We start from the raw sequence: 21,085 nt of genomic DNA, 5'->3' as shown, positions 1-21,085 counted from the left end.
GATCATGACGGTACCGCAACGTTAGCGGTTGGCTTCGCTGCTTGGATCGCCGACACTGCGCTCCACGGGAGCCCGCCCCAGTCACGAAGGCGGGGACCGACGGGAGGACTGACGTGTCGATACGAATCGGATTGCTGGCCGGGCTGTTGCTGGCGGCCCCGGGCCCCATTGTTCCTGCGCGGGCGCAGGCGACCTACGATCCGGGCGCCAGCGCCACCGAGATCAAGCTCGGCAACACCATGGCCTACAGCGGGCCTGCCTCGGCCTACGGCACGCTCGGCCGGGCGGACGCAGCCTATTTCGCCATGGTCAACGCCAAGGGCGGCGTCAACGGCCGCAAGATCAGCTTCATCTCGCTCGACGATGGCTTCAGCCCGCCCAAGACCGTGGAGCAGACACGCCGGCTGGTGGAGCAGGATGGCGTGCTGGTGATGTTCAACGCACTCGGCACCGCCACCAATACGGCAGTGCAGAAGTACTTGAACAATGCCAAGGTGCCGCAGCTCTTCATCGGGGCCGGTGGTCGCAAATTCACCGACCCGAAGAATTTTCCTTGGACGATGGCGTTCCAGCCCAACTTCAATATCGAAGCGCGGATCTACGCCAACTATATCCTCAAGAACTATCCGAATGCCAAGATCGCCATTCTTTTTCAGGCCGACGACCTCGGCAAGGATTATGTGGAGGGGCTGAAGGAGGGGCTCGGCGACAAGGCCAAGACGATGATCGTGGGGGAGGCGGCCTATCAGCTCTCCGACCCGACCATCGACTCGCAGATGGTGGCGCTGAAGGCCAGCGGTGCCGACGTGTTCTTCCACGCCTCGACGCCCAAGTTCGCTGCCCAGGCCGTCCGCAAGGCCGCCGACATGGGCTGGAAGCCGCTGCACATCCTCAATGTCGGCGTGAGCTCGGTCGGCGCCGTGCTGAAGCCGGCCGGCCTGGAGAACGCCGCCGGCGTCATCAGCGCCACCTACTACAAGGACCCCACCGACCCCAAATGGGCCGACGATCCGGGCTACCGCGCCTGGCTCGAGTGGATGCAGACCTATTACCCGGAGGGCGACAGGACCGACGTGCTCAACGCACTGTCCTACAACTTCTCCGAGACGATGGTGCAGGTGCTGAAGCAGGCGGGCGACGATCTCACCCGCGCCAACGTGATGAAGCAGGCCCTCAGCCTCGACTTTCAGCCGTCGATGGTGCTGCCGGGCATCCGCGTCAAGACCGGCCCTGGCCAGTACGCGCCGATCCGCGCCATGCAGATGCAGCGCTTCGACGGCAGGAGCTGGCAGCTCTTCGGCGACATCATCGAGGCGCAGTAGGGGCCGCTGCTGCGCCGTCGCCGGTTCGGCGTGCCGCGCGCCGCTGCTATCCGCGCGGTTGCGGCACGATCCGGATGTAGGGCCTGGGGGCCTGCCAGCCCTGCGGATACTGCTTCCGGGCGTCCTCGTCAGACACCGAGCCGGCGATGATGACGTCCTCGCCGTCCTTCCAGTTCACCGGCGTCGCCACCTTGTGCCGGGCGGTGAGCTGCAGCGAGTCGATGACGCGCAGCACCTCGTCGAAGTTGCGCCCCGTGGTCATCGGATACACCAGGATGAGCTTGATCTTCTTGTCGGGCCCGATGACGAAGACGTTGCGCACCGTCTGATTGTCGGCGGGGGTGCGCTTGGTGGGGTCGCCCGACACGGGCGCCGGCAGCATGCCGTAGAGCTTGGAGACGTTGTAGTCGGTGTCGGCGATCATCGGGTAGTTCGGGGCGTGGCCTTGCGTCTCCGCGATGTCGCTCACCCACCCCGCATGGCGGTCGAGCGGATCGACGGAGAGGCCGATGATCTTGACGCCGCGACGGTCGAACTCCGGCTTGATCTTGGCCATGTAGCCGAGCTCGGTGGTGCACACCGGCGTGAAGTCCTTGGGGTGGGAGAACAGCACCGCCCAGCTGTCGCCGATCCAGTCGTGGAAGCGGACCCTGCCTTCGGTGGTCTCCGCCTCGAAATCGGGGGCCGTATCGTTGAGCGCGAGAGCCATGCGAACCTCCGTTGCCTCTGGTCGTGGGGCCGCGTCTGGATGCGCCTGATGCCCCGGTGGTTGTGCCGGCAATCGCGCCGGCTGACAAGCAACGCCGTTAGGTGGTCCGGGCCGCAGCGTCGGGCGGCGGGGTGCCGGTCACGCCGCGGGCAGTCCCTGCGCAGCGCTCGGAAGGCCCACCCGCAGGTCTTTCGCCACCGCCTTCTGCCGGTCGAAGTCGGCGCGGCGGCGGGCGATCTCCGCCGCCGACAGACGGGCGGCATTCTGATAGTCGTCCTTCCAGCCCGCGTTCGCGGCCCACACTTGCGGCGATTGCACGGTGGTGCGCGCTGCCGGCGCCCGCTCCAGCACTGCGAACGCGAGCTCGAGCGTCGCCGCCTGCGAAGCGCCGTCGTTCGGCCGGCCGGCAGCGTTGCCCAGCGGGAAGTCCGAGAACAGAAGCCGCGGCACGCCGACGTATTCGACGATGTCCTTGGCGCAGCCCATCACCACGGTCGCGATGCCGGCAGCTTCCAGCTGGCGTGCGGCGAGGCCGACGCTCTGGTGGCAGACCGGGCAGTTGGGGACGAGGATCGCCGCATCGACCGCGTCTGCCGTGCAGCGCGCGACGATCTGCGGGCAGTCGATGTCGAGCGTGGTGGCGTGGCTGCGGTTGGTGGGCAGGCCGTGGAAGCGCGGGGCAAGCGCGCCGATCCGGCCCTGCGCGACCGCCCGGCGCAGGGCCGGCAGGGGAAAGTAGCTGCCGGGATCTTCCGCCGTGGTGTGATCGCGGTCGATCGCCACATGGGCGATGCGCAGGTCGTGATCGATGGCGGTATCGCGCGAGTAGACCCCGTAGAACTTCGCCGCCGCGTTGTATGGGGCGCCCGGCCCCTGGTCGCCCTTGTCGGGCTGGTAGGGGGCCGCGGTGGTGATCAGCACGACGCGAGCTGCCGCCAGCGGCATGGCGAGCGGCGTGAACGGCACCTGCGCATAGTGCGCCCATGCGTATGGCGCGCCGTAGCCGAGTGCCTGGTAGTAGTCGCGGGCCCGTTGCAGGTAAGGGATGGGCGCGTCGTGCGCCGCTGCGAACCCGAACCGTGCGTCACGATCGGCCATGATCCATGCACCTCTTGGGCGGCAGCGCCGCCGCCACGCCGGCCTGTCGGTTCACTGCAGATGCGGCTTCCTGAGGAAGGCGTCGCGGTCGCCCGACTTGACGCGCAGCCAGGTCTCGCGCCCGTCGCGCACCACCCGCATCGGCACCTCCGCGCCCGCCGGGCCGCTCGACCAAACCTTGCGGTAGAAGTCGGCCAGGCCCTCGACCTCCCGGTCCCGGATGTCCGAGATGATGTCGCCCTCGCGCAGGCCCGCCTCGGCGGCCGGGCCGCCGTCGGTCACGCTCATGACCACGATCTTGCCGTTGCTCTCGGCGGAGAAGGCGCCGAGCCAGGGCCGCGGCGGCCTGTTGACCCGGCCGCGGGTCAGCAGATCGTCGAGGATCGGCGGCAGGAGGTCGATGGGCACCGCCATGTTGATGTCGACCACGTCGTCCCCCTGGCTCATCTGGAGGCGCAGCGAGCCGACGCCCAGCAGCTTGCCGTTGGCGCTGACCAGGGCTGCCCCGCCCCACGAGGGATGGGCAGGGGCCGTGAAGATGGCGTCGTCGAGCAGATATTCCCAATAGCCGGCGAACTCCTGCCGCGCCACGATATGCGCCGGCACCGCCATCCCCAGCCCGTCGGCAAAGACCACCGGGTCGCCGGGCTTGGCATCGGTCGAGTCGCCGAACGGCAGGCTCGGCAGTCCGAGGGAGCCGAACGCCTGCACCAGGCCGAAGCCGGTCTCCTGATCGTAGGCGAGGGCATGGGCGGCGACCACCTTGCCGCTGCTCGTCGTCAGCCACACCTCTTCGGCTTCGACGATCAGATAGCCGATGGTGAGCACCAGCCCGTCGTCCCGGATGACCACGCCGCTACCCTCCCGGCGCGTGCCGAGCGTGTCGGCCGTGAAGGCATCGTCCGGGATCGAGGTGCGCACGGCCACGATCGACCGCAGGAAGGGATAGGTACTCATGTCGTCGTCCTGATAAGGCGCGGCATCCAGCGCACGCGGCCGGGGCGGCGTGGATAGGCCGCACAGTCACCATGTGACATATTTACGGGCCTCACCGGTCACAAGGCCTTCAGGGGGCAAGGGGGGACGACGCCTTCGATCGCCGGCCCGTTCAGCAAGCGGATGGCCCATACGGTGGCCCGACTCTCGTCGGGCGCGCGGGACCGGGATGCAGATCATGCCCGTGCCGCCGGCTCGGCGCCCGCGTTCGCTTGCGGCGCGCTATTCGCCTTCGAACAGCCCCTTGAGTGCCCGCGGCTCGGAGCGCTGGTATTGGTTCGGTGCGCGCACCCGGGCGCCGAGCGCGGCGGCCGCATGCCAGGGCCAGCGCGGGTCGTAGAGCACGGCTCGGGCCAGCGCGATCAGGTCGGCGTCGCCGGTGGCAATGATCGCGTCGGCCTGCTCGAAGCCGGTGATGAGCCCGACGGCGACGACGGGCATGCGCACGGCCTCCTTGACCGCCCGGGCCAGCGGGACCTGGTAACTCGGCGCCACCGGGATCCGCTGGGCGGGGTGCAGGCCGCCGCTCGAGATGTGGATGGCGTCGCAGCCGCGGGCCTCGAGCTGTCGGGCGAAGGCGACGGTCTGCTCGATATCCCAGCCCCCCTCGACCCAGTCCGTGCCAGAGACCCGCATGGTGACGGCGCGGTCCGACGGGAAGGCCGCGCGCACCGCATCGAACACCTCGAGCGGAAAGCGCATGCGATTCTCCAGCGAGCCGCCATAGGCGTCCTCGCGCCGATTGGCGAGCGGCGACAGGAACTGGTGCAACAGATAGCCGTGGGCAGCGTGGAGCTGCACCGCGTCGAGGCCGAGCCGGGCGGCGCGCGCGGCCGCCCCGGCGAACGCCTCGCGCACCCGCTTCAACCCCTCCCGGTCGAGCGCCGCCGGCGCGGTCTGCCCGTCCGCGAAAGCCACCGCCGATGGCGCTTCCGTCGGCCACCCGTGCGCATCGCCAGCCGGGATTTGGCCGCCGCCTCGCCACGGCACCTCGGTCGAGGCCTTGCGGCCGGCGTGGGAGAGCTGGATGGCGACCGGGATATCGGCCCAGCGCCGAATGGCCGCGAGGGTGCGGCCCATGGCGGCCTCGCTCGCATCGTCCCACAATCCCACGTCCGCCCAGCTGATGCGCCCCTCCGGCAGCACCGCCGTGGCCTCGATGGTCAGCAGCGCCGCGCCCGATATGGCGAGCTGGCCGAGATGGATCAAATGCCAGTCGTTCATGCACCCGTCCTCGGCCGAGTATTGGCACATGGGCGCGATGACGATGCGGTTGGCCAGCTCGAGGTTGCGGACGCGGAAGGGGGTGAACAGTGCGGGTAGAGCCACGGGAGCCTCCTCATGCATGGGCCGGCGGCGAGGTCCGACCGGCGGCCAGGCAGATCATGCCGACCGCCGCGATGGAACCATCCATTTGGGTAGGCAAGCTCGGGCTTGCCAGCGGCTGCTTCGTCTCGCCGGCGAAGCATGACGCGCGCCGGTTCCTCATGCAGACGGCGCCCCCGGCGCTAGCGTCAGGCGCGGGGCGCCCGGGCTGGCCAAGCCGGAACACCGCGCCTACTTGAGCGGGGGCACCCGTGCCCGAGATGACTGGAGCTCACGGAATGACCGACTCGTCCGCCTACACGCCCCCCAAGGTCTGGCAATGGAACAAGGAGAACGGTGGCCGCTTCGCCAACATCAACCGGCCGATCGCGGGGCCGACGCACGAGAAGGAACTGCCGGTCGGGCGCCATCCCTTGCAGCTCTATTCGCTGGCCACGCCGAACGGCGTGAAGGTGACGGTGCTGCTCGAGGAACTGCTGGCGCTCGGCCGCGAAGGCGCCGAGTACGACGCCTGGCTGATCAATATCGGCGAGGGCGACCAGTTTGGCAGCGGCTTCGTGGCGATCAACCCCAACTCCAAGATCCCGGCCCTGCTCGACCGCAGCGAGCCGACGCCGGTTCGGGTCTTCGAATCCGGGTCCATCCTGGTCTATCTGGCGGAGAAGTTCGGCGCCTTCCTGCCGACGGATCGGGCCAGGCGGGCCGAGTGCCTGTCATGGCTGTTCTGGCAGATGGGCAGCGCGCCTTATCTGGGCGGCGGCTTCGGCCATTTCTATGCCTATGCGCCGACCAAGATCGAATACGCCATCGACCGTTTCGCCATGGAGGTGAAGCGCCAGCTCGACGTGCTCGACCGGCGCCTGGCCGAAAGCACCTACATCGGCGGCGACGACTACACCATCGCCGACATGGCGATCTGGCCCTGGTACGGGGGCCTCGCCAAGGGGATTCTCTACGAGTCCGGCGAGTTCCTGGCCGTGCAGGACTATAAGCACGTGCAGCGCTGGGCCGATCTCCTCGCCGCCCGCCCGGCCGTGCAGCGCGGGCGCATGGTCAACCGCGCCATGGGTGATCCGGCGAGCCAGCTGCGCGAGCGCCACGAGGCCAGCGACTTCGAGACCAAGACCCAGGACAAGCTCGCCGCATCGAGCTGACCGCCGCGGTGGCGGACGGCTTGTCGCGCCGTCCGCCTGGGCCGTCGTGAGCGAGGGGGCCCGCCAGCCTCAGGCCGTGGCGGCCTGGCGCATCCAGCGCAGGAAGGCGGCGCTGGCGGCGATCGCCAGCGCCACCCCGCCGACGGCCGCGTAGATGGCGGCGTGGTCCGCGCCCTGTGCGTGGAAGGCGAAGTAGACGGCCCCGATCACCGCCACGCCCGCGGCGTTGGCAATCTGCGTGGTCGTGCCGTAGAGGCCGGAGCCCGAGCCGGCGCTCGCCTTGGGCACCGTCGACAACACCACTCCCGACATGGGCGCCATGACCAGGCCCTGGCCGTAGCCGAAGACGGCGAGCGGCAGCATGATCAGCCACGGGCTGGGCAGTGCTACGAGGGCAACGGTCAGCGCGACTGCGGCGAGGCCGACGAGCTGGAGCCCGCACCCCTCGATCAGCACCAGCGTGCCGCGGTGGCGGGCGCGAGCCGCCGCATGGCGGGAGGCGACGACGAAGGCGACAGCGAGCGGCAGCACCGCTGCGCCCGATTGCAGCGGCGTAAAGCCGAGGGCCTGCTGCATGAACAGGGTCATCACGAAGTAGAACGACAGGTTGGCGCAGAAGAAGCAGAACACGGCCCCGAGCCCGCGCACGAAGGCCTTGTCCTCGAGCAGCGCGAGGTCGACCAGCGGAAGGCCGCCGCGCGCCGCGACACGGCGCTCGAAGCTGAGGAAACCGCGCAGGATGGCAAGCCCTGCCGCCATGGTGAGCCACACCCAGGCGCTCCAGCCGAGGTCACGTCCGAACAACAGCGGGCCGATCAAGCAGAGCAGCGCCACGAACAGGATGGCGGCGCCGGGGAGATCGAGCCGCGTTCCCTCTTTGCGGGCAAGAGACGGCACGAGGGCGGCTGCGGCGACGATGATGGCGATGCCGAAGGGCACGTTGACGAAGAACACTGCCCGCCAGCCGAGGCCGCCGAGATCGAGCGTCACCAGCAGGCCGCCGAGCAGGAAGCCGGCCGCGCCGGCGAGCCCCAGCACGATGCCGTAGACGGCGAAGGCACGCCCGCGCGCTTCGTCGGAGAACAGCACGTGCAGCGTCGCCAGCACCTGCGGCACCATCAGCGCTGCGGTGGCGCCCTGGGCGAGCCGCGCGACGATGAGCTCGGGTCCCGACTGCGCCAGGCCGCACCACAGGGAGGTGAGGGTGAAGCCCGCCACGCCGGTGATGAACGTGGCGCGGGTGCCGAAGATGTCGCCGAGCCGGCCGCCGGTCACCACCAGCGTCGCATAGCCGATCAGATAGATGGCGACGACGGCCTCGATCTGCGCGGTGCTGGCTTGAAGCTCGGTGGCGATGGTCGGCAGCGCCACGTTGACGATGAAGGCGTCGACCCCGAACATGAACTGGGCGGAGACGACGGTGGCCAGCACCCACCAGCGCCGGTCATGGGCGGCGGCGGTCTGCGAGAGGGCGATCTGCTGCATGGGGGCCTCGTGGCATGGGCATATCGCATGTTGTCCCCGCCGGGCAGGCCCGCGTCGATTACCTCGCAGGTCATGGTCCGCGCGCGACGGCACGCGATCGCGCTTCGCCTCAGCCGATCCGGTAGACGTCGCCGCTGCCCGCGTCGCGGTAGAGATCCACCCGCGCGCCGTCCCAATGGTAGTCGAGATGACGGCCCTGCACGACGTTCGCCGCGCGGTCGGGATAGAACAGCCCGGCGCATTGCCCGTCAGGGTCGCGGCGGCTCGGATACACCAGGCCTTCCGAGGCGGCCGCCCGCAGAGCCGCCGCGAGGTCCTGTGCGCCGGTATGGTCGTCCGGATCCAGGGCCTCGTGGAAGGCGGGGGCGCCGCCGCGCAGATCGTGCAGCAAAGCGTCGATATCGAGGGCGAGCTCGCGGAAATGCGATGTCCAACCCGGCCTCTCCCGGGTTCGGGCCATGAAGCGCGCGTGGTGGTGAATGGTCTCCAGGAGCGCGGTCTGGAAATGCCGGGCGGCATAGAGCACGCCGTAGGCTCCCCGGGTCAGACGGCTGGGCCGGTCCGGGCTGACGTGGGTGAACGGCGCCATCAGGAACGTCGCCCCGGGGCCGGAGACACGGCGCGTCGCCGGGACCAGGTCGAGGGCGCCCAGCGCCTCCATCAGTCGCGGATTGGTCTTCTGCTCGGCGGCGATCAGGAGCGGCCAATCGGCCGGATCCGCAATGTCCTCGAACAGATCGATGGGCGGATAGACGCTGCGGATGATGCGGCGTGCGCCGACCCACCGGACACGGCTGGCCGGCACCCCGGCCGGATCGATCACCAGCCGCGCTCCGCGTCCAGGTAGCGGCGCACCCGCATCAGGTCGGTCAATTCGCCGCCGAGCATCACATCGAGCGCCGAACGGCCGCCGAACGCGTCGTTGGGGGCCTTGATCCAGGCGTAGCCCCGCGCGGCCTCGCTGAAGACGATCCTCAGTGCTTTGTGAACGCCCATGAGGTTGGACAGCCGCGCCTTGCCGTCGCGCCCGATCCGGCCGATGTCGCCACCCTTCCAGCGCGCATAGGTCCGCCGCGGCAGGTCGAGCATGGTCGCCGCCTGATCGTCGGTCACGCCCCACAGGCGGAACAGGTTGAGGGAGGCGCGGAACATCGCCTCCGCCTCCTCGTCGGTGACGGGCTCGGGCGAGAACGGCCGCGCCTCGCTGGTGATCCGTGTGAGCGTGGTCATGGGCGTCTTCTAGTCATCTGGCTCAATTTAATAAGTCTGATGCCATTTGGCAATATCCAGGCCGAGGCGGCAGCCGTGCGGAACGGCACGGACGTCGCCTTGACCGACCTAAGGCTCGCCGCGACCTGGACGGACCGGGCCTATCAGGCCCCTGCCTACCGAAGAGGACGAGTTCTGCTCGCCGGCGATGCCGCGCACATCCATTCCCCCTTGGGCGGCCAGGGGCTCAATCTTGGGCTCGGCGACGCGATGAACCTCGGTTGGAAGCTGGCCGCCACGCTCCGTGGGGACGCGCCGGCCGGTCTGCTCGATAGCTATCTGGACGAACGCCATCCGGTGGGAGCACGGGTTCTCGACTGGTCGCGCGCCCAGGTCGCGCTCATGCGGCCCACGCGGAGCACGCGCGCGCTCGCGGCCATCATGCGCGATCTCATCGGCACGCGCGACGGGGCGACCTACTTCGCCGAGCGCGTATCGGGTGTTGCTCTGCGCTACGACCTTGGCGGCACCGATCCGCTGGTGGGCTGCAGCGTTCCCGATTTCGAGCTGATCGACGGGCCAAGGATCGGCGAGCTCCTGCACGAGGGGAGAGGCCTGTTTCTGGACTTTGACGATCGTTCATCGCTTCGGGCACTCGTAAGCCGCTGGCGCGGGCGCATCACGTATGTCGCATGCGACGCCAAAGAGCGGCCGGGCGTGAGCGCCGTGCTGGTTCGTCCCGATGGCTTTGTCGCCTGGTCTGGTCAGACCGCCCACCCTGACGACGCGCACGTTGCGACGGCTGCATCGCGATGGTTTGGCGAACCGGAGCAGGCGCATGAGTCCGCGTGACCCTCCAACTGCGCTAAAGAGGCCCGCCTCGCGCCGGGCTTCGGCATCCGGGTGACGGCGCTCGCGCCCGGCCAATTCCGCACCGATTGGGCCGGACGACCCATGGATCGCACGCCCCGCAGCATCGTCGACTATGATGCGGTGATGCACCCAATCCGTGCCGCAGGCCAGGCGAAGAGCGGCAATCAACCGGGCGATCCGGCCAAGGCTGCGCAAGCGTCGCTCGGGCATTCGTCGAGGCCCCGCATCCATCAAGATTCAGGTCGGCACGGCCTGGAGATCGAAGCTGCCTAGAGGAGGGGAGAGAGGCCGCCGTCGACCCGCAGATTGACGCCAGTGATGTATCCCGCGAGTGGGCTGGCAAGGAAGGCGACGGCATCCGCGAGCTCATTCAGCTCTCCGACCCGGCCGACTGGAACCTGGGCGAACAACGGCAGGACGTCGCGCTGGATATCCGCCCAAGGCGCGTCTTTCGCCGCGATGCCACGCTCTGCCGCGACGGTGCGAAAGCCATCTTCGAGCTTCGCGCTTCTGATCGTTCCGGGGGAAATAGCGTTCACCGTCACGCCCTCGGCCGCCACCGCTTTCGCCATAGAGGCGGTCATGGCGTTCATCGCTGCCTTCGCCGCAGAATAGTCAGGGCCCGTCGATGGCGGCATCGTTGCCGCCGCGCTCGAAATGTTGATCACACGCCCCCAATGGGCTCGCCGCATCCCGGGCAGAAGGCGCGTTGTGACGCGAACCGCGGCAAGGACATTGCGATCATATGTGGATGTCCACCCGGTCGGCTCCGTCGTCCGCCAGTCATTCTTCGGGCCCGAGCCCCCGGCGTTGTTGATCAGAATGTCGATCGCGCCGACGCGGCCTTCCGCCTCCGCGACCAGCCGTTCGACCCCTTCGTCCTGCGTCAGGTCGCCCAGCACGGCATAGGCGCGGCCGCCTTGTGCGGTGATGGCGTCGGCCACGCGCTCGGCCTGCGAGCGATCGCGGCCATGAACGACGACGCTTGCCCCCTCGCGCGCCAGGGTCCTGGCGATGGCCTCGCCGATGCCTTTGCTGCTGCCCGTTACCAACGCCGTCTTGTCGTTCAGTTGCAGATCCATCGCCCGAAACCCATTCTACGCGGCTGATGGCAAGGTAGGTCGATCAAGACGATGGGTGAGACAAGTACGCACTTTAAAGTGCCTGCTGCGGCCGAGGAGCGGGGCGTCTGTCTCGGGCCTGATGGCGCCGTCGCGCATGTGACCCGCGTGGTGCGCATGGTTCAGGGACGTTGGAAACTCCCGATCCTGTTTCGTCTTTATGCGGACTCCACCATGCGGTCGTCCCGGCTGATGCGGGATATGCCCGGCATTTCGCAGAAAATGCTCACACAGCATCTGCGCGAGCTGGAAAAGGATCGTCTCATCGAAAGGATCGACTTCGCCGAGAAGCCGCTTCGTGTCGAATATCAGTTGTCCGCGAGGGGGCGGCAATTGATGCCTGTATTGATCGAGGCGAGACGCTTTTCAGCAAGCCATCCGGCGTAGTCGTCAACTGCCGCCCTCAGCTGAGGGGCGAGATCGAGAAGCGACCGGCAGCGACGAAGCATATTCGGCCACGACGCTCGGCCGCTACGGCGATCCCCTCGAATCCATGCGGGCGGCTCTGCTCGGTGAATTCCTGGAGCTGGACAAGCGATATGGCGCCGTGCCGAACACGTAGATCGGGCTGTTGTTACAAAGCGATTTCTCAGCCGGCGCGCCGTCCCGCCCCTGGGCGTCCGAGCTGACCGCATGGATGGCCGCGCGTTCGCCCATCCCTTCGCGTTCGATGGTTGTCCGATCCAGTGAGCTCGAGGTGTGGCTCCTGCCCTCAAGCGCCCGTCTCCGCACGCAAGCGCTCCATTGCCATCTCGCGCAATTTGGCCTTCTGGATCTTGGTGCCGTTGGCGCTCGGCGTCGTCGGGAATTCGTCGATAAACCAGACGCGGGCCGGCACTTTGAACGCCGCCATGGCGGCCTTGGCTGCGGCGATGACCTCGGCTTCGGCCGGCTCCCGCGCGGGTGACGCGATGGCGAAGGCGACGGCGCGCATCTGGCCAGCGATCTCGACGGCGACGACCTGCACGTCGGCGACCCCGGGCACCTGCTTCAGCACGTCCTCGATCTCGGTCGGGCTCACCAGGAAGCCGCCGAGGCGGATGGCATCGCCGCGCCGCGCCTCGTAGACGAAGGTGCCGTCGGACCGCAGGCGTCCCAGGTCGCCCGTGCGGAAGAAGCCGTCGGGCCGAACGGCCTCGGCCGTCGCCTCCGGGTTGTTCAGATAGCCGCTGAAGTTCGTCGGCGCGCGGATCTCGATCTCGCCGCTCTCGCCCGGCGCCAGCAGTTCGCCGCTGTCGATGTCGCGCACGCGCACCTCGGCGTCGGGCGAGGCCGGCCGGCCGCCGCCCTCGACACGCTCGGCGATCGGTAGATGGAGCGGCTGCATGGAGAAGAGCGCGAGCACCTCGCTGGAGCCGTAGAGCCCCAGCATCGGAATGCGGCGGGCCCATGCCGCCGTGGCGAGGTCCGCTGCGCCGGGGCCGAAGGCAGCGAACCCGAAGACACGCGCGGAAGGGAAGGGGTCGTGGCCGGGCACGATCTCGCCGATGCGGCGGAACATCTCGTCGCTGCCGAAGGTGTGCGTGACGGCGTGCCGGCGGATCAGATCGGCCGTCGCTTCGGCGTCGACCGCATCCAGCAGGACGGAAGGGATACCGCCGGCGAACGCCGCCATCAGCGCGGCCATGCCGAAGACGCCGCAGAACGGCATGGCGGCCAACAGCTTGGCGTCCGGCGCGCCGAGCCCGAACGCCGCGGCGCAGCGCTGGCCATGCAGCGTCAGGGTGCGCTGCGGGTGCACGACGAGCTTCGGCCCCCGCGTGGTGCCCGAGGTGGTGAACAGGATCAGCGGCGCGTCGGCGGCAGAGGCGTCCGCCGGCGGCACGGCCTCCGTGGCGAAAGCGTCGAACGCCACCGCCGGCTTGCCGAGAATCGTCTGCAAGCCAGCGCCGGCCGCATCGACGACGGCGATGCGTTCCAGGGCCGGCAGCTTGGCGCTGTCGACGCCGGCGAGCACGGCCGGAAAGTCGATGCTGCGGAAGTTGAGCTGCAGCACGAGCAGGCGCGCGCCGCTGAGGCCCAGGATGTGCTCGAGTTCCGCCGAACGGTAGCGGGTGTTGACGGCGACCAGCGTCGCGCCCAGCCGGCCGAGCGCGAAGAACAGGGCGAGCCACTCGACCCGGTTCACCAGCCAGACTCCGACACGGTCACCGGGCCCGATGCCCTGACGCGCGAGCCACGCCGCAGTGCGGCCAACGTGCTGGCCGAAGGCGGCGAAACTGGTGACACACTCGCCCTCGATGAAGGCCGGGGAGTCGGGGTGCTCGGCGATGTGCCGCGCGAGCAGGGCAGTCGGAGTGAGATCCTGGGGCGTCATGGCGTGTGATCGTTCGCCTTCAATGCTTGACGAGCGGACATTTGGATTGGTCGAGCGGCAGGAATGCCTGGTCCGCGGGAATCGTCGCCAGCTGCTTATAGTAGTCCCACGCGCCCTTGGACTCGGCGGGTTTCTTCACCTCGAAGAGATACATGTCGTGCACCATGCGGCCGTCGTCGCGGATGCGCCCGTTCTTGGCGAAGACGTCGTTGACCGGTGCCGCCTTCATGGCCTTCATCACGGCCGCCGCATCCGTCGTCCCGGCCTGCGCGACCGCCTTGAGATAATGCAGCGTGGAGGAGTAGACGCCCGCATGGGCCATGCCGGGCATCTGGCCGACGCGCTTGGAGAAGCGCTGAGCGAAGGCCCGCGTCTCGTCGTTCATGTCCCAATAGAAGGCGTCGGTCAGCAGCATGCCCTGGGCTACCTTGAGGCCGAGGCTGTGGACATCGGAGACGAAGACGAGCAGGCCTGCGAGCCGCTGACCCGACTCCGGAATGCCGAACTCCGCCGCCTGCTTGATGGTGTTGATCATGTCGGCGCCGGCGTTCGCCAGGCCGACCACTTTGGCCTTCGAGGCCTGTGCCTGGAGCAGGTAGGAGGAGAAGTCCGCCGTGTTCATGGGGTGGCGGACCTGGCCGACCACCTTGCCGCCCTCGGCCTTGACGACGGTCGCGGTGTCCTTCTCCAGATCGTGGCCGAAGGCATAGTCGGCCGTCAGGAAGAACCAGGTGTCGTAGCCCTGCTTTACGGTGGCGAGGCCGGTGCCATGGGCCAGTGCGTAGGTGTCGTAGGCCCAATGCACGGAGTAGGGGCCGCAGGCCTCGTTGGTCAGCCGCAGGGCGCCCGGTCCGCTGAAGATGATGATCTTGCCGCGCGCCTTGGCGATCTCATTGGCGGCGAGGGCGGTGGCGGAGGCGGCGACGTCCATGATCGCTTCCACCCCCTGGCTGTCGAACCATTCGCGCGCGGTGGCGCCGGCGATGTCGGCCTTGTTCTGATGGTCGGCCCCAATCACCTCGATCTGTCGGCCCAGCGCCTTGCCGCCGAAATCCTCGGCTGCCATCTGAGCGGCCGCCACGCTGCCCTTGCCGGTGATGTCGGCATAAGGCCCCGACATGTCGACAATGAGCCCGAGCTTGAGCGGCGGAGCACCGGTCTGCGCCGCTGCGGGCGCGACGGCTGCCGCAAGGCAGAGGGCAGCAATAGCAATGAAGTGCCGCATGGATGTTCCTCCCGTCGTGTTCTCGGTCCGCCGTCGCTGCGCCGGCGCATTGGCGCGATGGTATTGGCCGCCAAACGACGGTGCAATCGGCGGTGGCGGCCGCATCGCCTCGTGGCGCGCATGCCTTGGAGCTTTGCCGCGCCATGGCCGGCCGCGGTGTGGAGATGCGCGCGCCGTCGCCCCATGCCATATCTGCGGCGAACGGACGAAGGGTGAAACAGACATGGCGTCGGTGACAGCGCCCGATCCGGCTTCCCGCGCGAGCGGACTGACCGCTGCGGCTCAGGCCGCCGCATTGAATGCGCATGCGCCCTATTCCCGCTTTCGCGTCGGCGCCGCCGTGCGTGCCGGCGGCCAGGTCTACACCGGCTGCAACGTCGAGAATGCCTCGTACGGCTTGGCCATCTGCGCCGAGCGCGTCGCGATCTTCAAGGCGGTCGCAGCCGGTGCGCGTCGGCTCGAGGCGGTGGCGGTGGCCTGCATCGATGCTTCGCCCGGCGGGCCGGCGTCCACCCTGATGCCGTGCGGCGCCTGCCGCCAGGTGATGGCCGAGTTCGCGGATTCAAGCCTGCCGGTTGAGGTCGTCGGGGTCGGCACGTTCACACTCGCGGACCTGCTGCCGCAGCCGTTCACGCTGGGCGATACGGGCCGGAGCTGACGACCAGCGCATGACCCAAAAAGTGGACACCGTTTTTCGGGTAAGAACATGCTCAAAACAAAGACTTAAGGCGGGATGATAATTCAAAGAAGAATCAGCCCGCCCCAAAGCGCTTCTCTCGCGATCGGGTGAAACACCCAATCGCAGGAGCAGCGCCGCAGGTTCTCCCGCGCCGAGGCGCCCTCAGGGGATCTAGCTGCCCTTCTTCTCGCCGCTGATCACCGGACCGAACATCTCCCAGCGGTCGCCCTTGAAGCGCATCATCTGCTCCTGCTCGAGGGGATAGAAGTCGCTGGGGCCGGTGTTGACCGTGATCCCTGGCAGCATCAGGCCCGGGTCGAAGTTCTTGAGGTTCGCCGCCTGCCGCATGATGTTCTCGCGCGTCAGGTCGTCGCCCGCCTGCTTCAGCACCTGCACCAGGGTGCGCGCCACGCCATAGGCATAGACATAGTTGGCGTTGGTCTTGTCGACGCCGGGCATGTACTTGTCGAGGAAGGCCTCCCACTCCTTCACGTCCGGCGCGTCCTTCCACTGCGGATCGGTGGGATCCTTGCCGAAGGTGGCGCTGAGGATACCCTGGCCATTCTCGAAGCCCGCCGGCTTGAACACCGCGCCGACCGAAGACGAGACGTTGGCGAGGATGTGCATCGGCTTCCAGCCGACCTCGGAGATCTTGCGGATGCCCTGGGCGGCGAATTTCGGCGTGCTGATATTGAACAGCACGTCGGCGCCGCTCGCCTTGAGCTTGAGGATTTCGTTGTCGATGGTGGGGGAGGCGATTTCGTAGGGCACCTCCGCGATGATCATGCTCGCGGCCTTGTCGCCCAGGCCCTCCTTCATGCCTTGCAGGTAATCCTTACCGAAATCGTCGTTCTGGTAGAGGATGCCGATCTTCGCGTCCGGCTTGTTGGCGAGGATATAGGCCGCGTAGATGCGGGCTTCGCCCTGGTAGGTCGGCTGGTAGCCCATGGTCCAGGGGTTGTTCTTGGGGTCGCCCCACTTGGTGGCGCCGGTGGCGACGAACAGCTGCGGGACGGCCTTGCTGTTCAGATACTTCTGGATGGCCGTGTTCGACGGCGTGCCGAGCGGATTGAAAACGAGCAGAACGTTGTCGTTCTCGACCAGCTTGCGCACCTGCTCGACGGCTTTGGGCGGACTGTAGCCGTCATCGTAGCTGATGAACTCGATCTTGCGGCCGTTGATGCCGCCTTCGTCATTGATCTTCCTGAAGTAGGCTGCCTCGGTTGTGCCAATGGTGCCATAGGCTGAGGCCGGCCCGCTGTAAGGCATGATGTTGCCGATCTTGATCGTCGTGTCGCTGGCGCCGGGATCGTATTTCTTCTGCGCAACGGCCGTCGCGGAGGCCAGACATGGAAGCGCGGCGGCCAGGGCCGCGGTGAGCCATCGGCTGAGCATTTCGATCTCCCTAGCATGCTTTTTTGCGGAGACCGGCGGGCGCCTGGCCTCCCGCCCCGATCCTCACGCCTCGCTCCCCTGGGCGCAAGGTCGATTACGGATGTAACTAACATAGGGGGCGCACGCTTTTTGACTGTAAAGCAATCGTCGTTCGGCCGAGCTCAAGACCGGCCGAGGCCCCGCTTGCGACGATATGGGACGGGTGAGCCGAGGATCACGAACCGTTCGCGGAGCGGCAAGCTGAACGGCCACGATAGAGCATTTCGGCGCTTCTTCGAAACGCCGAAATGCTCTATCTATTTGATTTATTGCGTTTCCTTCACGCGAACCGGCGTCCACTTCGCTCGAAAGCGCTTTAGCGCACGCCAAGCCCCTCCGCCGGGGGCGGGGTGGTGGTGCCGGCGGCGAGCGAGCGCTGCACCATGACGCTGTCGGCCCAACGGCCGTATTTGTAGCCGACGCCCCTGAGCAGGCCGACGCGATCGAAGCCGAACTTGTCGTGCAGGGCGAGCGAGGCGGTGTTGTCGGCGTCGATGTAGCCGATCATCTGGCGGAAGCCCGTTGCTGCGCAGGCGTCGATCAACGCCTGCATCAGGTGACGGCCGACGCCGCGGCCAATCTCCTCGTGGTGGACGTAGATCGAGTGCTTGACGGTGAAGCGATAGGCCGGCCGCTTGCGGAACAGCACGACGTAGGCATAGCCGACGACCCGGTCGCCGCGTGTCGCCACCAGGTGGGGGAACCGCCGGTTGCGCAGGTTCTTGCGCCGGTTGCGCAGATCGTCGGGCTCGGGCGTGCCGCTGTCGTCCACCCCATCCTCGACGCCCCGGCGGATATGGCGCCGGTAGATCGCCAGCATCGCCTCCACATCGCCGTCACGCGACGGCCGGACCACCACCGGCTGCTCCTCGTCCATGTCGCTCCCTGACCCCCGGGCGTGCCGCCGGCCTATTCGGCGACCACGTAAGTATGTAGCCGAACGCGTCCCGACGCATCCACCTCCCGGTAGATGCCCTGGACTTCCACCTCGAAGCCGGGGAAGGCATTGAAGCTCGCCTCGAACATCTTCAGGTAGTCGATCATCGGCTGCGCCCGTTCGGTCAGGCGCTCGCCCGGCACGATCGTCGCGATCCCCGGCGGATAGACCACGAAGGGCGTCGTGGCGATACGCCCGGCGATGGCGTCGATGGGCAGGTAGTCGACATCGTTGCGCACCAGCGCGCGCGCGGCGTCGCGCGGCGTGAGGGCCATGTCGGGCAGGTGCTCGGGGGCGAACTGCCGCGCCTGCAGCCCGCTGACGTCCGAAGCCCGGAAGAAGCCGTGCATGTCGGCGCAGAGGTCGCGCAGGTGCACGCCCGCGTAGCGGCCGGGGCGGCGGCGCGCGAACTCGGGGATCGCCTCCTCCAGCGGCACGTTGTCGTCGTGCAGCCGCTTGAAGGCGGTCAACGCGCTGATCAGGGTGCCGGCCTTGCTCGCCTCCACCCCCGGCGTCAGCAGGAAGAGCAGGGAGTTCAAGTCGTTCTTCTCGGGCACCACCCGGTTCTCGCGCAGATACTGGGCGACGACCGGCGCGGGGATGCCATGGGCGGCATAGCCGCCGGTGGTGCGGTCAAAGCCCGGCGTCAACAGCGTGAGCTTGTTGGGATCGGTCATGGCGAAGCCGGCCTCGAGGTCGGCGAAGCCGTGCCAGGCCGCTCCCGGCTTCAGCTCCCAGAAGGACGGATCGGCGGCCAGCTGATCGGTGCCGACGGCCTCCCAGGCGACGTCGTGCACGGCCCCCGGCCGGGCGGCGTCGGGGATCTGGACGCGATCGGGCACGAACGGCTCGAAGAACCAGCGCCGCTCGGGCCGTGTCTCCTTCTCCTCGAACTCGCGGGCGACGGCGCGGATCTTCTTGCGCAGCTCGATGCCGAGCCGGATCGTGTCGTCCCACAATACCTCGCCCGAGCGGCCCTTCATCATCTGCGCGCCCACATCCAGGGACGCGAACAGCGGATAGAAGGGCGACGTGGAGGCGTGCTGCATGAAGCTTTCGTTGAAGCGCCGATGCTCCACGCGCCGTTTCTGGCCACGGATGTGGCTGTCCTTGATGTGAATCTGCGAGGCCTGCGAGAAACTCGCCAGCTGCTTGTGGGTGGATTGGGTGGCGATGAGACCGGGAGCATCGGGTCCGAGGCCGGTGAGCCCCATGGCGAAGCGCCCGGCATAGAGCGGGTGGAACTTCATGAAGCCGGCCCAGGCCTCGTCGAAGACGATATAGTCGCAGAGGTGGCCGATCTTCGACAGGATCATCTCGGCGCTGTGGATGGTGCCGTCGTAGGTGCACTGCTCCACCACGGCGACGCGGAACGGCCGATCCCGGCGCCAGGCCTCCGGATCGTTCACCAGCGGGTGCGTACGGATGCGCTGGCGCAGCGCCCCCTCGTCGAAGGCGTTCCACCGCATCGGGCCGATCAGCCCCCAGGCGTTACGCACCGTCGGCAGGTAGACCGGGACACCGCCGCCGAGCAGCAACGCCCCGTGGTGCGCGGCCTTGTGGTTGTTGCGGTCGAACAGCACGAGGTCGCCGTCGGTCACCAGCGCGCCGAGCGCCACCTTGTTGGAGGTGGAGGTGCCGTTGAGGACGAAATAGGTCTTCTCCGCCCCGAAGATCTTGGCGGCCTCCTTCTGCGCCGCGAGCGCCGGCCCCTCATGGGTCAGGAGGTCGCCGAGATCGAGCACGGAATTGTCGAGGTCGTCGCGGAACACGGCCTCGCCCAGGTGCTCCATGAAGACGCGGCCGATCGGGCTGCGGCTGTAGAACATGCCGCCGTTGTGGCCCGGGCAGGTCCACAGCTGGTTGCCCTCCTCGGCATAGTCGACGAGGGCGCCGAAGAACGGCGTCTTCAGCGTCTCGGCATACTGCTTGAGCCGGCTGATGAGGTTCTTGGCGATGAACGCCGGCGTCTCCTCGGAGAGGAAGATATAGCCGTCGATGAAGTCGAGGACCTCGACCGGCACCTCCTCGAAGCGCTTGCGGCGGATCAGCAGGATGATGGGGAAGTCGAGGCCGCGTCGGCGCATCAGGTTGATGAGCGCCGCCGTCTTGCCCTCCAGCCCTTTCTTGCCCCAGTCGACCACCATGCAGCCGATGGCCGCGTCGGTCTGCACCGCGATTTCGGCGTCCTCGAGCTTGCGCGCCTGCACCGTCTCGAAACCTGAGCGCTCGATTTCGGCGATGATCTGGTTGAAGCGCACGCCCTCAAGGTCGTCCGGGTCGAACGAGGGGGTCGAGAACAGGAAGGTGAACCGCCTGAAGTAGTCCATGGAATCCCCGCCTTCATGATTGTCGCAAGGCGTCAACCGGTTCGATGACGCTAGCGTGACAGGACGGGCGATGGGGCGCCTTGCCGCGGGCGTGGCCGGCCTCGCCGCGCAGGCGGCTGGACCACCCCGTCAGCCGCCCGCAATCTGCATAGCGCGCACGCGGGCGGCCAGGCCTTCGAGGGCGGGGTCCGATACGCCGTGGGCACGCAGGCCCTCGCACGTCCTGAAGAGGTAGTCGGCGGCGCTGCCGAGTGCGCCCGACGCCGTCGCGAGCCGGTGAATGACGATGTCGAGCGCCAGGCCGCCAGCGTAGTGGTGCCCTGCCGGGTCGATGGTGAAGGCGATGGCGCTGCCGAAGCGCACACCGTCCGGGTCGTGCACGTCGAGCCAACGGGGGACATAGGCGCCGGCGAGCATCTCCCGCCTCCACAGCAGGGCGAGCTCGTCCTGCAAGTCGTCATCGGCGAGGCGGAAGGCGATGCCGGTGCAGTCGCCGCCCTCGTCCAGGCCGAGGACCAGGCCGGGATTGGCGGGCGAGCCCCGGCCGACCGTGGTGGACAGGCAAAAGGCACGGTGCCAGCCGGCAATGCGTGCCGTCCGGCGCTCGACGGTGCGGATCATCGGGTTCCAGATCAGCGAGCCGTAGCCGAACAGCCAAGCGTCGCCTGGCGGGCGGGCGTCGAGTATGCGGCGAAGCGAAGCCGCCCGTTCCTCGGGGCTGAGCAGCCGCAGGGCCGGGGCGTCACGGGCGACGATCTCCTCGATGAGGCCGCTCTCGAACAGTTCCCGGGTGAGAGCAGGCTTGTCCACGATGATGCGCCCCGATGGCCCCGCATCATTGCATAGGAGGTTTTTCTTGCTACGTCAGTC

The 21,085-nt window shown here is 68.0% G+C and carries 18 protein-coding genes and 1 pseudogene; 5 read left to right on the top strand and 14 right to left on the bottom strand.

What is annotated here, in order from left to right:
* Positions 1-113 precede the first annotated feature (113 nt).
* A complete protein-coding gene (locus IEW34_RS08985; RefSeq protein ID WP_188608836.1) occupies positions 114-1,322 on the top strand; it encodes an ABC transporter substrate-binding protein in 1,209 nt (402 codons plus the stop codon).
* 46 nt (positions 1,323-1,368) lie between these two features.
* Here IEW34_RS08985 and IEW34_RS08980 read toward each other — a convergent pair whose 3' ends face one another.
* The 4 genes from IEW34_RS08980 to IEW34_RS08965 form a co-directional block, all read right to left on the bottom strand.
* On the bottom strand, positions 1,369-2,031 hold the full coding sequence (locus IEW34_RS08980) for a peroxiredoxin (RefSeq protein WP_188608835.1): 663 nt from the start codon (positions 2,029-2,031) through the stop codon (positions 1,369-1,371).
* Positions 2,032-2,169: 138 nt separating this feature from the next.
* A complete protein-coding gene (locus IEW34_RS08975; RefSeq protein WP_188609226.1) occupies positions 2,170-3,132 on the bottom strand; it encodes a glycine reductase in 963 nt (320 codons plus the stop codon).
* 48 nt (positions 3,133-3,180) lie between these two features.
* Positions 3,181-4,086: a S1C family serine protease gene (locus IEW34_RS08970; RefSeq protein WP_188608834.1), complete on the bottom strand. Its 906-nt coding sequence runs from the start codon at positions 4,084-4,086 to the stop codon at positions 3,181-3,183.
* 261 nt (positions 4,087-4,347) lie between these two features.
* Positions 4,348-5,454: an NADH:flavin oxidoreductase/NADH oxidase gene (locus tag IEW34_RS08965; RefSeq protein WP_188608833.1), complete on the bottom strand. Its 1,107-nt coding sequence runs from the start codon at positions 5,452-5,454 to the stop codon at positions 4,348-4,350.
* A gap of 275 nt (positions 5,455-5,729) precedes the next feature.
* On the opposite strand from IEW34_RS08965, the gene yghU reads away from it, so the two are divergent.
* Positions 5,730-6,605: a glutathione-dependent disulfide-bond oxidoreductase gene (gene yghU, locus IEW34_RS08960; RefSeq protein ID WP_188608832.1), complete on the top strand. Its 876-nt coding sequence runs from the start codon at positions 5,730-5,732 to the stop codon at positions 6,603-6,605.
* A gap of 69 nt (positions 6,606-6,674) precedes the next feature.
* On the opposite strand, the gene IEW34_RS08955 is transcribed toward yghU, so the two are convergent.
* The 3 genes from IEW34_RS08955 to IEW34_RS08945 form a co-directional block, all read right to left on the bottom strand.
* On the bottom strand, positions 6,675-8,090 hold the full coding sequence (locus IEW34_RS08955) for an MFS transporter (protein ID WP_188608831.1): 1,416 nt from the start codon (positions 8,088-8,090) through the stop codon (positions 6,675-6,677).
* Between the two features lie 109 nt (positions 8,091-8,199).
* The gene (locus IEW34_RS08950; RefSeq protein ID WP_188608830.1) at positions 8,200-8,913 is read right to left on the bottom strand and encodes an RES family NAD+ phosphorylase; all 714 of its coding nucleotides are present in this window, start codon (positions 8,911-8,913) and stop codon (positions 8,200-8,202) included.
* Positions 8,910-9,320 (bottom strand): MbcA/ParS/Xre antitoxin family protein, encoded by a 411-nt coding sequence (locus IEW34_RS08945; protein ID WP_188608829.1) that lies wholly within the window; start codon positions 9,318-9,320, stop codon positions 8,910-8,912. The genes IEW34_RS08950 and IEW34_RS08945 overlap by 4 nt, the downstream gene beginning before the upstream one ends.
* Before the next feature lie 81 nt (positions 9,321-9,401).
* Here IEW34_RS08945 and IEW34_RS08940 point away from each other — a divergent pair.
* Positions 9,402-10,151: pseudogene (locus IEW34_RS08940) on the top strand (FAD-dependent monooxygenase); the annotation flags it as partial.
* A gap of 290 nt (positions 10,152-10,441) precedes the next feature.
* Here IEW34_RS08940 and IEW34_RS08935 read toward each other — a convergent pair.
* Positions 10,442-11,254, bottom strand: coding sequence for an SDR family NAD(P)-dependent oxidoreductase (locus IEW34_RS08935; RefSeq protein WP_188608827.1), 813 nt, complete (start codon positions 11,252-11,254; stop codon positions 10,442-10,444).
* A gap of 51 nt (positions 11,255-11,305) precedes the next feature.
* Between IEW34_RS08935 and IEW34_RS08930 the strand changes: the two genes are divergently transcribed.
* Positions 11,306-11,680: a winged helix-turn-helix transcriptional regulator gene (locus tag IEW34_RS08930; RefSeq protein ID WP_188608826.1), complete on the top strand. Its 375-nt coding sequence runs from the start codon at positions 11,306-11,308 to the stop codon at positions 11,678-11,680.
* Positions 11,681-12,005: 325 nt separating this feature from the next.
* Here the strand turns inward: IEW34_RS08930 and IEW34_RS08925 are convergent, their stop codons facing one another.
* Together IEW34_RS08925 and IEW34_RS08920 are read right to left on the bottom strand one after the other, a co-directional pair.
* Entirely contained in the window at positions 12,006-13,610 is a 1,605-nt protein-coding gene (locus IEW34_RS08925) for an AMP-binding protein (RefSeq protein ID WP_188608825.1), read from the bottom strand.
* Between the two features lie 19 nt (positions 13,611-13,629).
* Positions 13,630-14,835 carry an ABC transporter substrate-binding protein gene (locus tag IEW34_RS08920; RefSeq protein WP_188608824.1) on the bottom strand — a complete coding sequence of 402 codons (1,206 nt, stop codon included), beginning with the start codon at positions 14,833-14,835 and terminating at the stop codon, positions 13,630-13,632.
* Between the two features lie 223 nt (positions 14,836-15,058).
* Here IEW34_RS08920 and IEW34_RS08915 point away from each other — a divergent pair, with 223 nt between their 5' ends.
* Positions 15,059-15,493 carry a cytidine deaminase gene (locus IEW34_RS08915; protein ID WP_188608823.1) on the top strand — a complete coding sequence of 145 codons (435 nt, stop codon included), beginning with the start codon at positions 15,059-15,061 and terminating at the stop codon, positions 15,491-15,493.
* A gap of 192 nt (positions 15,494-15,685) precedes the next feature.
* On the opposite strand, the gene IEW34_RS08910 is transcribed toward IEW34_RS08915, so the two are convergent.
* The 4 genes from IEW34_RS08910 to IEW34_RS08895 all read right to left on the bottom strand — a co-directional run bounded on the left by IEW34_RS08910 (position 15,686) and on the right by IEW34_RS08895 (position 21,025).
* Complete coding sequence (locus IEW34_RS08910) at positions 15,686-16,909, bottom strand: ABC transporter substrate-binding protein (protein WP_188608822.1); 1,224 nt, start codon at positions 16,907-16,909, stop codon at positions 15,686-15,688.
* A gap of 355 nt (positions 16,910-17,264) precedes the next feature.
* A complete protein-coding gene (locus IEW34_RS08905) occupies positions 17,265-17,825 on the bottom strand; it encodes a GNAT family N-acetyltransferase (RefSeq protein ID WP_188608821.1) in 561 nt (186 codons plus the stop codon).
* A 32-nt stretch (positions 17,826-17,857) separates the two neighbouring features.
* Positions 17,858-20,215, bottom strand: a complete 2,358-nt coding sequence (locus IEW34_RS08900) for an Orn/Lys/Arg family decarboxylase (protein ID WP_188608820.1) — start codon at positions 20,213-20,215, stop codon at positions 17,858-17,860.
* 129 nt (positions 20,216-20,344) lie between these two features.
* Entirely contained in the window at positions 20,345-21,025 is a 681-nt protein-coding gene (locus tag IEW34_RS08895) for a gamma-glutamylcyclotransferase (RefSeq protein WP_244641885.1), read from the bottom strand.
* Between the last annotated feature and the right edge of the window lie 60 nt (positions 21,026-21,085).

Origin of the sequence: Chelatococcus reniformis (genome assembly GCF_014640075.1) — a bacterium.
Classification (GTDB): domain Bacteria; phylum Pseudomonadota; class Alphaproteobacteria; order Rhizobiales; family Beijerinckiaceae; genus Camelimonas; species Camelimonas reniformis.
The sequence above is the reverse complement of the archived record's forward strand: the minus strand, read 5'-3'. Positions and strand labels throughout refer to the sequence as shown.

Coding starts and splice junctions, on each gene's coding strand:
- IEW34_RS08925 (WP_188608825.1), bottom strand. CDS start 13,610: ATGACGCCCCAGGATCTCACTCCGACTGCCCTGCTCGCGCGGCACATC.
- IEW34_RS08910 (WP_188608822.1), bottom strand. CDS start 16,909: ATGCTCAGCCGATGGCTCACCGCGGCCCTGGCCGCCGCGCTTCCATGT.
- IEW34_RS08970 (WP_188608834.1), bottom strand. CDS start 4,086: ATGAGTACCTATCCCTTCCTGCGGTCGATCGTGGCCGTGCGCACCTCG.
- IEW34_RS08955 (WP_188608831.1), bottom strand. CDS start 8,090: ATGCAGCAGATCGCCCTCTCGCAGACCGCCGCCGCCCATGACCGGCGC.
- IEW34_RS08935 (WP_188608827.1), bottom strand. CDS start 11,254: ATGGATCTGCAACTGAACGACAAGACGGCGTTGGTAACGGGCAGCAGC.
- IEW34_RS08905 (WP_188608821.1), bottom strand. CDS start 17,825: ATGGACGAGGAGCAGCCGGTGGTGGTCCGGCCGTCGCGTGACGGCGAT.
- IEW34_RS08930 (WP_188608826.1), top strand. CDS start 11,306: ATGGGTGAGACAAGTACGCACTTTAAAGTGCCTGCTGCGGCCGAGGAG.
- IEW34_RS08980 (WP_188608835.1), bottom strand. CDS start 2,031: ATGGCTCTCGCGCTCAACGATACGGCCCCCGATTTCGAGGCGGAGACC.
- IEW34_RS08900 (WP_188608820.1), bottom strand. CDS start 20,215: ATGGACTACTTCAGGCGGTTCACCTTCCTGTTCTCGACCCCCTCGTTC.
- yghU (WP_188608832.1), top strand. CDS start 5,730: ATGACCGACTCGTCCGCCTACACGCCCCCCAAGGTCTGGCAATGGAAC.
- IEW34_RS08915 (WP_188608823.1), top strand. CDS start 15,059: ATGGCGTCGGTGACAGCGCCCGATCCGGCTTCCCGCGCGAGCGGACTG.
- IEW34_RS08920 (WP_188608824.1), bottom strand. CDS start 14,835: ATGCGGCACTTCATTGCTATTGCTGCCCTCTGCCTTGCGGCAGCCGTC.
- IEW34_RS08945 (WP_188608829.1), bottom strand. CDS start 9,320: ATGACCACGCTCACACGGATCACCAGCGAGGCGCGGCCGTTCTCGCCC.